At 72.7% G+C, this 12,385-nt stretch carries 13 protein-coding genes; 7 read left to right on the plus strand and 6 right to left on the minus strand.

The features are described 5' to 3' along the window. The 4 genes from HT134_RS41820 to HT134_RS41835 all read left to right on the plus strand — a co-directional run. Positions 1–361, plus strand: a 361-nt coding sequence (locus HT134_RS41820) for an SDR family oxidoreductase (protein WP_512698725.1), incomplete at its 5' end; no start/stop codon positions are given. A gap of 66 nt (positions 362–427) precedes the next feature. Continuing rightward, a complete protein-coding gene (locus HT134_RS41825; RefSeq protein WP_175606058.1) occupies positions 428–1,324 on the plus strand; it encodes an RNA polymerase sigma-70 factor in 897 nt (298 codons plus the stop codon). A 64-nt stretch (positions 1,325–1,388) separates the two neighbouring features. Then, on the plus strand, positions 1,389–2,603 hold the full coding sequence (locus HT134_RS41830) for a cytochrome P450 (RefSeq protein ID WP_175606059.1): 1,215 nt from the start codon (positions 1,389–1,391) through the stop codon (positions 2,601–2,603). A gap of 98 nt (positions 2,604–2,701) precedes the next feature. Next, complete coding sequence (locus HT134_RS41835; protein ID WP_175606060.1) at positions 2,702–3,358, plus strand: maleylpyruvate isomerase N-terminal domain-containing protein; 657 nt, start codon at positions 2,702–2,704, stop codon at positions 3,356–3,358. Between the two features lie 42 nt (positions 3,359–3,400). Here the strand turns inward: HT134_RS41835 and HT134_RS41840 are convergent, their stop codons facing one another. Then, the gene (locus HT134_RS41840; protein WP_175606061.1) at positions 3,401–3,934 is read right to left on the minus strand and encodes a YceI family protein; all 534 of its coding nucleotides are present in this window, start codon (positions 3,932–3,934) and stop codon (positions 3,401–3,403) included. A gap of 148 nt (positions 3,935–4,082) precedes the next feature. Here HT134_RS41840 and sigJ point away from each other — a divergent pair, with 148 nt between their 5' ends. Both sigJ and HT134_RS41850 read left to right on the plus strand, forming a co-directional pair. Further along, positions 4,083–5,018, plus strand: a complete 936-nt coding sequence (sigJ, locus tag HT134_RS41845) for an RNA polymerase sigma factor SigJ (protein WP_175606062.1) — start codon at positions 4,083–4,085, stop codon at positions 5,016–5,018. 269 nt (positions 5,019–5,287) lie between these two features. Next, on the plus strand, positions 5,288–6,214 hold the full coding sequence (locus tag HT134_RS41850) for an RNA polymerase sigma-70 factor (RefSeq protein ID WP_175606063.1): 927 nt from the start codon (positions 5,288–5,290) through the stop codon (positions 6,212–6,214). A 29-nt stretch (positions 6,215–6,243) separates the two neighbouring features. Here HT134_RS41850 and HT134_RS41855 read toward each other — a convergent pair whose 3' ends face one another. After that, the gene (locus tag HT134_RS41855) at positions 6,244–6,684 is read right to left on the minus strand and encodes a DoxX family protein (RefSeq protein ID WP_175606064.1); all 441 of its coding nucleotides are present in this window, start codon (positions 6,682–6,684) and stop codon (positions 6,244–6,246) included. Positions 6,685–6,803: 119 nt separating this feature from the next. On the opposite strand from HT134_RS41855, the gene HT134_RS41860 reads away from it, so the two are divergent. Further along, on the plus strand, positions 6,804–7,379 hold the full coding sequence (locus HT134_RS41860; protein ID WP_175606065.1) for a TetR/AcrR family transcriptional regulator: 576 nt from the start codon (positions 6,804–6,806) through the stop codon (positions 7,377–7,379). Between the two features lie 2 nt (positions 7,380–7,381). Here the strand turns inward: HT134_RS41860 and HT134_RS41865 are convergent, their stop codons facing one another. From HT134_RS41865 to HT134_RS41880, 4 genes are all read right to left on the minus strand, one after another. Then, a complete protein-coding gene (locus HT134_RS41865; protein ID WP_175606066.1) occupies positions 7,382–8,026 on the minus strand; it encodes an acyl-homoserine-lactone synthase in 645 nt (214 codons plus the stop codon). Positions 8,027–8,119: 93 nt separating this feature from the next. Further along, positions 8,120–8,548 (minus strand): hypothetical protein, encoded by a 429-nt coding sequence (locus HT134_RS41870; RefSeq protein WP_217709011.1) that lies wholly within the window; start codon positions 8,546–8,548, stop codon positions 8,120–8,122. 38 nt (positions 8,549–8,586) lie between these two features. Beyond that, positions 8,587–11,136 carry a fibronectin type III domain-containing protein gene (locus HT134_RS41875; RefSeq protein WP_175606067.1) on the minus strand — a complete coding sequence of 850 codons (2,550 nt, stop codon included), beginning with the start codon at positions 11,134–11,136 and terminating at the stop codon, positions 8,587–8,589. After that, complete coding sequence (locus tag HT134_RS41880) at positions 11,121–12,287, minus strand: hypothetical protein (RefSeq protein ID WP_175606068.1); 1,167 nt, start codon at positions 12,285–12,287, stop codon at positions 11,121–11,123. The genes HT134_RS41875 and HT134_RS41880 overlap by 16 nt, the downstream gene beginning before the upstream one ends. Positions 12,288–12,385: the final 98 nt, after the last annotated feature.

Raw genomic sequence — 12,385 nt, forward strand, 5'->3', positions numbered from 1 at the left:
CGAGGTCGCCGAGTTCGGCGTCAAGGTCACCATCATCGAGCCCGGCGGCTTCGCCACCCGGGGCGGCAAGAACCCCAACCCGCTCGACAACGGCCACGTGGCCACACCCGACCCCGCCTACGACGGGCTGCGCCGCCGCCTGGGCGCCATGGCCGGCAAGCAGCCCGCCGGCGACCCCGCCGCCGCCGCCCAGGCCCTGCTCACCCTCGTCGACACCGACAACCCGCCCCTGCGCATCCTGTTCGGCCAGGGCTTCCGCCCGATGATCGAACAGGCCTACGCCGACCGGCTGAAGACGTGGGCCGACTGGCAGGATCTGTCAGCGCAGGCCCAGGGCCACCTCGACCAGGCAGATCGGTGACCCGCGGCCGACGTTGACGCCAGGGCGGGCCGGAGCGGACGGCCCGCCCGCAACAAGGAACGAGACATGAGCGACCACGCCACCGACGCAGCGACCGAGGCCTTCCTCGCCCACCGCAACCTGCTGTTCACCGTCGCCTACGAGATGCTCGGATCGGCGGCCGACGCCGAGGACGTCCTCCAGGAGACCTGGCTGCGATGGGTCAAGGCCGACCAGGACCAGGTGCAGGACCAGCGCGCCTACCTGATCCGGATCACCACCCGGCAGTCGCTCAACCGGCTGCGCAGCATGAAGCTGCGCAAGGAGGCGTACGTCGGTTCCTGGCTGCCCGAGCCGCTGCTGACCGCGCCGGACGCGGCCGAGGACGTCGTGCTGGCCGAGAGCGTGTCGATGGCGCTCATGCTCGTCCTGGAGACGCTGGCGCCGACCGAGCGCGCCGTCTTCGTGCTGCGCGAGGTCTTCGACGTCGGCTACGACGAGATCGCGGCCGCCGTCGGCAAGAGCCCGGACGCCGTCCGCCAGATCGCGCACCGCGCCCGCCGGCACGTCGAAGCCCGCCGCCCCCGGCAGGCCGTCCCGGCGCGCCGGAGCCGGGCGGTGCTGGAGTCGTTCCAGCGCGCGGTCGAGACCGGCGACCCGCAGCGCCTGCTCGACGTGCTGGCCCCCGAGGTCGTCCTGGTCAGCGACGGCGGCGGCGTCAAGCAGGCCGCGCTGCGGCCGATCAGCACCTCCGACAAGGTGGCCCGCTACATCGCCGGCGGCATCGGCAAGGCCAAGGTCGCGATCACCAGTGAGCTGATCGTGGTCAACGGCGGCCCGGCCCTCGTCCTCCGCGTGGACGGCGAGGTGGACGGCGTCATGGCGATCCGCGTCGAGGACGCCCGCATCACCGGCCTGTACTACGTCCGCAACCCCGAGAAGCTGACCCGCATCGCCTCGGAGACCCCGCTCACCCTGCGGTGAGCACCGGCGGCGGTGACGCCGCCGCCGGACAACCCCCACCAGAGCGTTGACCGGGAGGTCATTGATGAGCAAGAGCGTCGCCGGTGTGGAACTGCCGGTCGAGCGTGGTTGCCCGTTCGCCCCGCCCGCCGAGTACGAGCGGCTGCGCGAGCGGGCGCCGATCAGCAGGGTCCGCCTGATGGGCGGCGCCGAGGGCTGGCTCGTGTCCGGGCACGAGGAGGCCCGCGCCGTCCTCGCCGACCGCCGCTTCTCCTCCGACCGGCGCAAGGACGGCTTCCCGCTCGTCGTCGGCGACGCGGAGACCCAGCGGCAGCTGCGCGCCCAGCCGCCGCTCATGGTCGGCATGGACGGCGCCGAGCACGCCGCGGCCCGGCGGCCGGTGATCGGCGAGTTCACCGTGAAGCGGCTGGCCGCCTTGCGCCCGCGGATCCAGGACCTCGTCGACCGGTTCGTCGACGACCTGCTGGCCACCGAGGAGCGCCCGGTGGACCTGGTGCGGGCACTGTCCCTGCCGGTGCCCTCGCTGGTGATCTGCGAACTGCTCGGCGTGCCGTACGCCGACCACGACTTCTTCCAGAGCCGCACCGCCGTGGCGGTGCGCCGGACGTCGTCGCCGCAGGAGCGCCTGGGCGCCTTCGCCGACCTGCGCGCCTACATGGACGAGCTGGTCACCCGCAAGGAGTCCGAACCCGGCGACGACCTGATCAGCCGGCAGATCGCCCGGCAGCGGCAGGACGGCGCCGTCGACCACGCCGGCCTGGTGAGCCTGGCCTTCCTGCTGCTGACCGCCGGGCACGAGACCACCGCGAACATGATCTCACTGGGGGTGATCGGGCTGCTCAGTCACCCCGACCAGCTGGCCCTGATCACCGCCGACCCCGCCAGGACGCCCCTGGCCGTGGAGGAGCTGCTGCGCTACTTCTCCATCACCGACGTGGTCACCTCGCGGGTGGCCACCGACGACGTGCGGATCGGCGAGGCCGACATCAAAGCCGGTGAGGGCGTCGTCGTCTCGGGCCTGTCGGCCAACCGGGACCCGGCGGCGTTCGAGAATCCGGGCGACCTGGACGTCGAGCGCGGGGCCCGCCACCACCTCGCGTTCGGATTCGGCCCGCACCAGTGCCTCGGCCAGAACCTGGCCCGGCTCGAACTGCAGATCGTCTTCGACACGCTGTTCCGCCGCATCCCCACGCTGCGACTGGCCGCGCCGGTCGAGGACCTGCCGTTCAAGAGCGACGCCATCGTCTACGGCGTCCACGAGCTGCCGGTCACCTGGTGAAGGGCCGCCTGGCGCGGCCGGTCACCTGCTGAAGGCGTTCGAGCGCGGCTCGGCCGGGGTGCTTGTCCGCCCCGGCCGAGCCGGACTACCGTGCCGAGGTGGATCTCTTCTCACGCTCGTGGACGGCGTTGCGCACGGCGGTCGCCGAGCTCGCGGACGAGGACTTCACGCGGCCGTCCGGCTGTGCCGGCTGGCTCGTCCGGGACCTGGTGTGCCACCTGGTCATCGACGCCCAGGACGTCCTGATCACGCTCGTGACCCCGGCCGCGACCGCGCCCACCCGCGACGCGGTGACCTACTGGGAGGTCTCCCGGACGCCGCCGACCGGCGACGACCCGCTCGACGCGCTGACGGTCCGGCTGGCCGCCGCCTACGAGGAGCCCCGGCTGCTGAAGTTCCACCTCGACGACGTCGGCTCCGCCGCCGGCCGCGCCGCCGAGCTCGCCGATCCGGACCTGTGGGTCGGCACCCGCGGCCAGGTCATCACGGTGCGGGACTACCTCTCCGCGTACGTCATGGAGTGGACCCTGCACCATCTCGACCTGGTCGCGCACCTGCCGGGCGTCGCAGGACCGCCCGCCGAAGGGCTCGCCCGCTCCCGCGAGACGCTGGAGGAGATCGCCGGGACCGCGTTCCCCGCGTCGTTCTCCGACACCGACGCGCTGCTGGTCGGCACCGGGCGGCGGGCCGCGACCGGCGCGGAGAGGGCCGAGCTCGGCGAGCTGGCGGCGAGGGTCCCGTTCGTCCTCGGCTGACCGGCGCCCGGCGTGGCCCCGCCGGCGTCAGGTCCGCCGGCGTCAGGTCCGCCGGACCGCGGCGACGTCGAGCTCCAGCGTCACCTTCGGTCTGACCATGACGGTGGTCGCGGCGTTCCAGTTCACGCCCCAGTCGTTGCGGTCGATCGTGACGGCGCCCGTGAAGCGGACCTCGGCGTCGCCCGGCGTGCCGGTCAGTTCGACGTCCACGGTGACCGGCTTGGTCACACCGCGGATGGTCAGGGCGCCGGTGACCGTGAAGCTCCTCCCCCCGAGGTGGCGCACCTCGGTGGAGGTGAAGGTGAGGGCCGGGTGCTGCGCCACGTGGAGGAACGCGGCGCGCACCTGCTCGTCACGCCGCCGGTTGCCGGTCTGGAGGCTCGCGGCCCGGATCGTGAGCCGGACGCCGGACCTCGACGGGTCGTCGCCGTCCAGGTGCGCGCCGCCCTCGAACTCCTCGAACCGCCCGCGCACCCGGCTTGCCATCGTGTGCTTGGCGACGAAGCCGATCCGCGTGCGGGTGGGGTCGAGGACGTAGTCGCCGGTCAGTTCGCTGAGGGGGGTCATGGTGGGCATGCCTGCTCGCTCCAGAAGATGGGTTCGTCTCACCTGTACGACGAGGCAGGCCCCGCGAATGTGAGGCCGTGCCGCCGGTCTCACATTCCGGGGCGCTGTCTCGTCGTACAGGTGAGAGCACTCGTGACAAAGGAAAGCCGGCGACACCATGAGCATCCCTTCCGAGCCCGGAGACGGCCGGCTCGACCCGGGCCTGAGCGCGATCGTGAGCGAGCGCCGCCAGCTGATCAATCTCGCCTACCGGCTGCTGGGCTCCCTGGCCGACGCCGAGGACGTCGTGCAGGAGACCTACGCCCGCTGGTACGCCATGTCGGGGGCGCAGCGGCAGGCGATCGCGTCCCCCGGCGCCTGGCTGACCACGGTGGCCGGCCGCATCTGCCTCGACGTGCTCGGCTCGGCGCGGGCCCGCCGCGAGAGCTACGTGGGCGAGTGGCTCCCCGAGCCGCTGCCCGACCGTACGGAGTGGATCGAGGAACGGCCGGGCGACACCACGGCCGACCCGGCCGACCGGGTCACCCTCGACGAGTCGGTCAACATGGCGTTCCTCGTCGTGCTGGAGTCGATGACCCCGGCCGAGCGGGTGGCGTTCGTCCTGCACGACGTCTTCCGCTACTCCTTCGCCGAGGTGGCCGAGGTCGTCGGCCGCAGCCCGGCGGCCTGCCGCCAGCTCGCCTCCTCGGCCCGCCGCCGCATCCGCGACGCGCGGACCCCGGCGACGCCAGCCGCCCGGCGGGCCGGCGTCGTCAGGGACTTCAAGCAGGCATGGGAGGCCAAGGACATCGACGCCCTCATCGGCCTGCTCGACCCGGAGGCCACGGCGGTCGGCGACAGCGGCGGCCTCGTCAGCGCCGTGCTCGACCCAGTCGAGGGCGGCGAGCGGATCGCGCGCTACCTGATCGAGGTCATCGGCATGGCGCCCGACCTGGCGATCCTGGAGCGGACGGTCAACGGCCAGCCCGGTCTGGTGGCGCAGCGGGAGGGCCTCATCGAGGCGGTGTTCGCGTTCGACGTCGCCGGGGACCGGATCACCCGCATCTGGGCCGTGCGCAACCCCGAGAAGCTGCGGCCGTGGACGGCCGGCTGACCCGCCGGCCGCGCGACGACGCCCGGACGGCCCGGCCGGTGACCCCGCCGTGCCCGGGTCGGTTCGCCAGGCTCCCGAACATGCCGTGCTCGTAGGCGCCGCCCTGGGTGCGCACGATCACGCCGAGCCGGTCGGCCGCGTCGATCATGGCGTTCAGGTGGACCAGCGCGGTCGTGTGACGTACGCCACCGCGCGCGGGTGTCACAAAAGGCCGGGTGCCGGCGTCCTGTGTGCGGCACGGTCGAGAGCCCACAGACAGGAGCCAGCCCATGAACGAGCGCAGCGAGCCGACGGCGGACACATCGGAGCCGCTCGCCGGCGACCGCCGCACGGACGCCGCCACCGAGGCGTTCGTCACCCATCGCAACCTGCTGTTCACCGTCGCCTACGAGCTGCTCGGCTCGGCCGCCGACGCCGAGGACGTCCTGCAGGAGACCTGGCTGAAGTGGGCGGGCGTCGAGCTCGGCACCGTGCAGGACCAGCGCGCGTACCTGGTCCGGATCACCACGCGCCAGGCGCTGGGCCGGCTGCGCACGCTCGGCCGGCGCAAGGAGTCCTACGTCGGCCCCTGGCTGCCCGAGCCGCTGCTGACCGCGCCCGACGTGGCCGAGGACGTCGAGCTGGCCGACAGCGTGTCGATGGCGATGCTGCTGGTGATGGAGACCCTCCAGCCGACCGAGCGGGCGGTGTTCGTGCTGCGCGAGGTGTTCGACCTGTCCTACGACGAGATCGCCGAGGCCGTCGGCAAGAGCCCGGCCGCGGTCCGCCAGATCGCCCACCGGGCACGCTCGCACGTCGCCGCCCGCCGGCCACGGGGGCTCGTCTCCCCGGACGAGACCCGCGACGCCCTGGAGGCGTTCCGGCGGGCGGTGGAGACCGGCGACCTGCAGCGGCTGCTCGACATCCTCGCGCCGGACGTCGTGCTCCTGACCGACGGCGGCGGGGTCGTGCGGGCCGCGCTGGCCCCGGTCGTGGGGGCCGGCACGGTGGCCGACCTGATGGGCCGGATCAACGCCGTGGCGTCGCTGCACCCGGCGCAGGTCAACGGCCACCCGGCGCTGATCGTCCGGGTCGGCGGCGAGGTCGACACCGTCATGGCGGTCCGCGTCGAGGAGGGCCTCATCACCGGGCTGTACGCGGTGCGCAACCCCGCGAAGCTGTCGCGGGTCGAGCAGGAGATCGCCCTGAGCCGCTGAGCCCGGCTCCGCTCCCCGCAGGTGGCCGGCTAGACCGCCGCGGCGACGGCGGCGGCGATGAACAGCACCTGCAGGGCGGTGCGGATCGGCAGCGGGGTCACGGGCTTCCCGGCCAGGGTGAGGCCGCGGCGGGCGGCTGAGACGTTGGCCGGGAACATGGCGGCCATGAGCAGCGCGAGCCCGATCGCGGCGAACGGCGCCAGCGGCGCGATCAGCAGCCCGGCGGCGCCGGCCAGTTCCAGCACCCCGGTGAGGGTGACCAGCAGCGCCGGACGCGGGAACACCGGGGGGATCATCGCGACGAAGTCACGGCGCCACGAGGGCACGAAGTGCGGGATCCCGGTGGTGACGAACATCAGGGCGAGAGCGCCCCGCAGCGCGGGCTGCCAGCTGTCCAGGACCTCGATGCCGGCCAGGCCGAGCACGCGCAGGACGACGAAGCCACCGATGAGGGCGATGAACGGAGCCATCCCCCCTCCAATCTTGCCAGTGGAAAGAAACTAGTCACCGGAGAGAGTGCGGGACGTTCGCCATTTTGTCAATGTCAAGATAGGGTGGTGCCGACAACGACGATCATGGGAGTGCGGAGGTGAGACCGATCAAGCAGAACGGCTACCACCACGGCAACCTGCGGCGCGCCGTCATCGACGCCGCCCTGGAGGCCATCGCCGAGTCGGGCCCCGCCGGCTGGAGCCTGCGCGAGCTGGCCCGCCGGGCGGGCGTCTCGCACGCCGCCCCCGCCCACCACTTCGGCGACAAGACGGGACTGCTGACCGCCGTGGCCGCCGAGGGCTTCGGCATGTTCGCCGACGCCCTGGAGCGGGCGGCCGGCGACGCGCTGGAGGTCGGGGTCGCCTATGTCCGCTTCGCCGTCGGCCATCGGCCCTACTTCGAGGTGATGTTCCGGCCCGAGCTGTACCGCATGGACGATCCCGACCTGGCGACGGCGCGCGAACGCGCGGCCCGCGTGCTCGTCACCAGTTCCGGCACGCTGTCGCCCGCTCCGGCGCAGGACCGTCTGACCACGATCGCCGCCTGGTCGCTGGTCCACGGCTTCGCCGGACTGTGGCTGAGCGGCTCCCTCCCCGAGGCCGCCCACGAGGACCCGGAGGCCCTGGCCCGCTCGGTGATCCGCCTCTTCTCCGGGATGTCCTCCCCGGGATGAGGTCACTCCCGCGCGAGCGGGCAGTGCGGCGGATCCTTCCGCGCGGGGTGCGCGCCGCGCAGGAAGGCCGCGGTCGACATGGCGTACGCGGAGCAGACGAGCCCGTCCAGCCGCGTCGCCCCGCCGTCGCCGAAGCGCCGGGTGGGCACGCCCATGGCGTTCAGGCCGTGTTCCAGGTCCACGCTGGAGAACGCGACCACCGTGTCACCGTGCCGGTCGACCCAGCCGAACACCTCCCGCACCAGCGCGCGGGCCAGGGACCCGAGCCCCGTCGCCACGGCGCCGGACCAGGGGCGGTCGGTGGCCAGGCGGCTGGCCTCCCACACGGCCGGATCCCGGGGCGCCGGGACGCCCCGTAACGCCTCGGGGAAGACGTCACGGAGCATGTACGGGCCGTCGGTGCGCAGCAACCGGCAGCAGCCCGTCACCTTCCGGCCGGCCTCCGCGTAACTGATCACGTAGACCGGGTCGCAGTCGTCGAACCGGTCGCGTTCCCTGCCGTCGCGGCTGTCGACGTCCCAGCGCAGCCGTTCGTGGAACACCGCGTGACGCAGCCGGAACATGCCGTCGAGCAGCCACGGCGGCAGCTCCCCCGCCCGGCCGACCACGATCCGTCGCGCGCACCCGTCCTCTGGCGAACCGTCCACGAGCATCCTCCGCGTCCGAGCCGGCCCCTCAGCCGATCACCTGTCGCCTGTTGTTCGCCGGACCAAGAGCGTTGGACGACGCGGACCGCCGCGTCATCGCGCGCTCGTCCGGGCGCCACGCAGGAACAGGGCGCTGGTGAGGACGCCGAGGAGCACGATGGCGGCGTTCACCCCGATCGCGACCTTCAGACCGCCGAGGATGGCCGAGGCTCCGGTGCCGGCCATGGCGGCGGTGACGACGGCGCTCATGATCGGCGTGCCCATCGTGATGCCGACCTGCTGGGTCATGGTCGCGAGGCCGGCGACCACCATGAGCCACATCCACGAGGGGTCGGCGCCGAGGCCGAGCAGGGCCGCGGCGAACACGGTCTGCAGGACGCCGCCCACGATCAGCGTGCCCCATACCGCCGAGCCGGGCTCGCCGTCGGAGGCGGCACTGCGGCTCCTGGGCAGCGCGACGGTTCCGGCGGCCCGGAACACGACGCCTCCGGACGCGGCGGCGTCACCGTGCCGCCGCGTCACCGCCCCGGCGGCACGGTGACGCCGGGGCGGCAGGGCGCTCAGGCCGTCGCCTGTCTCGTGGTGCCCACCGTGCGGTTCTTGTCGTCGGTGATGACCAGCCGGACGGTGTAGGTGCCCGGTGCCGCGTAGGTGTGCGCGGCGATCCGGTCCGTGGACGTGCCGCCGTCGCCGAAGTCCCAGGAGTACGCGACGACGGCGCCGTCCGAGTCGATCGAGTCGGACGCGTCGAACTCGCACTGCAGCTCCACGCAGGTGTAGGAGATGATCGCCCGGTACTCGGCGCCGTCGCCCGCCGCCCGGATGTCGACCTGTGTCGTCACCGTCGTCGCCGCGCCCTGGTCGTCGACCAACGTCACTTTGACGGTGTAGGAGCCGGCGCCCGCGTAGGTGTGCACCGCGTTCCGCGCCTCGGTGTCGGTGATCGTCGTTCCGTCACCCAGGTCCCACTCGTAGCGCACGATCTCCCCGTCGGGGTCCGACGACTGGGCCTCCAGTCCGCACCACCGCGTCGCGTCTTCGCAGCTGGCCACGATCCTGCCGGTGGGCGCCGCGTCGGTGGTGTCGACGGTGAGGCTCTTCGTGGCCGTCGAGGACAGCCCGCCGTCGTCCACGACCTTGAGCGTGACCGGGTGCGTACCCGCGGCGAAACGGTGGGAGACCCGCACCCCCGCGCCCGCGGCCCCGTCACCGAAGTCCCACTCGTACGTCGCTATGGCCGAGTCGGGGTCGGTGGCGAAGGACGCGTCGAAGGTGCAGGTCAGCGTGCTGTTGACGCAGGCGGTGCTGAACGAGGCGGTCGGGGGGACGCCGAAGTCGGCCTCCTGCTGGGTGGAGCTGGAGAGGTTCTTCTCGTTGGTCACGACGAGTCCGACGATGTACCTCCCGCTGGTGCCGTAGGTGTGCGAGGCCGTCGCCCCGGACGCGCTCGCGCCGTCGCCGAAGCTCCAGGAGTAGCCGGTGACGTTCCCGCCGCCGCCTCCCGTGGACGTCGAGGCGTCGAACGTGCACGCCTTGGCGGGCTTGTCGCAGGCGACGGTGAAGCGCGCGACGGGACTGTCCGGGCCCTGGGGGGCCACCTCGTCCGAGACGCCGGGGTCCGGCCCCGCGCCCACCGCGTTGACCGCGACGACGAACAGCCGGTACGTCCGGCCGTTCTCCAGCCCCGTCACCGTGGCCGTCGTGGCCTCGCCGCCGACCTCGACGGGGTCACCGGACGGCTCGGGGGTCACCCGGTACGCGGTGATCGCGGCGCCCCCGTCGGCCGGGGCCTTCCACGTGACGGCGACCTGCCCGTCGCCCGCGGTCGCCCGGACGTCCAGCGGCGCCCCGGGCGCCTGCGGCGCGGCGAAGTAGCCGTAGACGTCGGCCCAGACGGTGACGGCGGAGCTTCCGGCGTTCCTGATCGTGATCCCGCCGTCCGCGCCGACCTTCACCGGCACGTACTGCGCGTAGGGGTCGGTGGGCAGGTAGTCGACCGATCCCCCGCCCGGTGGGCTGCTCTGGTCGGACGGGTGGACGCGCAGGCTGCCGGAGCCGGTGCTCTTGGCCGTGAAGTTGATCCCGACCGCGGTGACCCCCGTGTCGGGCACCCCGCCTTCGCCGAGTGGTGCGAGGGTGGCCGTGCCGTTGGCCGGGATGGTGATCGCCGAGGCGATCCGTGCGGGAGCGACGGGCACGGCCGCCGAGCCGGCGGCGGCCGAGGCCGGCTTGCCGAAGTATCCCGACACGTCGGCGTAGACGTCCACCGCCGCGGTGCCGACGTTCGTGAGCGCGATCTTGCCGTCGGCGCCGAGCGTGCCGAAGACCATGTTCGACAGGAACTGGTTCGCCCGGTAGTCCAGGACGGTGTCCACCGGCGCCGCCGACCCCGACGGGTACGCTCGGATCTTCCCCGCGGCGGTGCCCTTCGCGACCAGGGCGAACGCCACGGCCGAGACGCCGGAGGCGGGTATCCCGCCCAGCCCCAGCGGCGAGAGCGTGGCGGTGCCGTTCGCGGGGATGCTCACCTTGGAGGCCACCCGGGCCGTGTTCAGCGGCACGTACGTGGATCCCGCCGAGCCGCCCGCCGCGGCCAGGGTGTAGCCGTGGACGTCGGCGTAGACCTTGGCGGCGACCTGGCCGGTGTTGGCCACCTTGACCTGCCCGTCCGCCCCGACCTTCACGAGCATCAGCTCATGGTTGTACACGTTGGCCTGGTAGGTCGCCCCGGTCACCCCGGGCTGCGAGGCGCCGGACGGGAAGACGACCAGGCCGCCCGCTCCGTCCGTTCCCTTGACCGCGAAGTTGATCGCCGCGCTCGCGACGCCCGCGGTCGGCACGTTGGGAGCTCCGGCGATCTTCACGGTGACGGTGGTCCTGGCCGCGATCGTCACGCCGTCCATGACCCGCGCCTTCGCCGGGAAGTACTGCCCCGGGCCGGGCTGAAGCCCCGCCGCGGCCAGGCCCGGGCCCGTCGGGGCTGAGTCCGCCACGCCCGGCGCCGCGGCCCGGACGAGGCAGAGCGACACCAGGAGCGAGAGCAGGAGGGTGAGGAGCGCGGCGGCACCCGGGCGCGCCGCGCGCCCGCCGGCCGTCATTGCCCGTTCCACGGCGTGGTGGTGGTGAACATGTAGACCTCCTGGGCGTAGGGCGGCCAGGTGTTGTTTCCTCCCATGCAGTAGCCGATGAGCTCCGGATTTCCGTGGACGGCGAAGTCGTACTCCATCGACACGTTCGACGACCAGCCGCTCGTGGCGCCCAGCATGAGGCCCGCCACATTGGCCGCCGCGGTGTACTTCCTGTTCTCGCCCCTGGTCTTCTTGAGCCCCGAGTTGTGCTTGAAATAGCAGGCGACGTGGCTCATGCAGCTCTGGCTCTCACATCCGTTGACCCACGTCGAATAGCCGTACAGCGTGCCCGTCCAGCGGGTCGCGACGCGCTTCGTGTAGGCGACGGGAAAGGTCGTGCCGATCCATTCCAGCCGGTCCTCGTAGTCCATTCCGGCTTCCATGTAGCGGGCCGCCGGCTTGTTCAGGCCGGGGTCGAGGGTGTACGGCACCTCGTATCCCACGTCGTTGCCGATGTGCTTGGAGCCGCCCATCTTCCACCGGCCCTCTTCGAACTCCACCCCGACCTCGACCTCGGTGTCCGCCCGCCTGCCGTAGGTGAACTTCACTTTGGTGTTCCGCGCGACCTCGATCCGGGCGACCGTGGTCGGGACGTTGCTGTAGCGGGCGAGCACCACCGACTTCATCGACACCTTCTCGGCCGGACCCGCCGCGCCCGCGGCCTGGGACGCGCGCGCGGAGGCGAGGAGTTCGGCGGCACGGCTTCCGGCGGGAGGCGTGAAGGGGCGTTGATCGGCTTTCAGCGTCACGACGTCCCGGGCGGCCGACGTGTGGGAAGGCGCGATCCACTGCCCGCCGGTCTCCCGCCGGCGCGAGAAGAACTGCACGTCGAACTTCCCGGCGCGGCTGACCAGCGCCATGTAGTTGCTCCATCCGTCATTTCCGGACGCGGCGGTCTTTCCCGCGTTCAGCGGCATCGACAGTTCGAAGCGGCCGTCCGGGTTCGCCTTCGCGTGGGCGACGGAATCGTTGTGCTCGCTCTCCTCGGTCACGTCGAACACATAGACGTCCGCTCCCCCGGCGGGCGCCCCGGTCGCGTCCAGCGCCTTGCCGGTGAGGAACACCCCGCTGTCCGCCGACGCGCCTGCCGCGGGGATCTGGGTCGCCGTCGCCAGCAGCACGAAAGCGAGCACCGCCCGCATCAAGGTGCACGCCGGACGGCCGGGGCTCGGGCGGCGTTCGGTGAGGGCCAAGAACCACCTCCGTTTCGAAAGGGGTCAAACCGGAGTCA

This window comes from Nonomuraea rhodomycinica, from assembly GCF_013363995.1.
In the GTDB taxonomy this organism is placed as follows: domain Bacteria; phylum Actinomycetota; class Actinomycetes; order Streptosporangiales; family Streptosporangiaceae; genus Nonomuraea; species Nonomuraea rhodomycinica.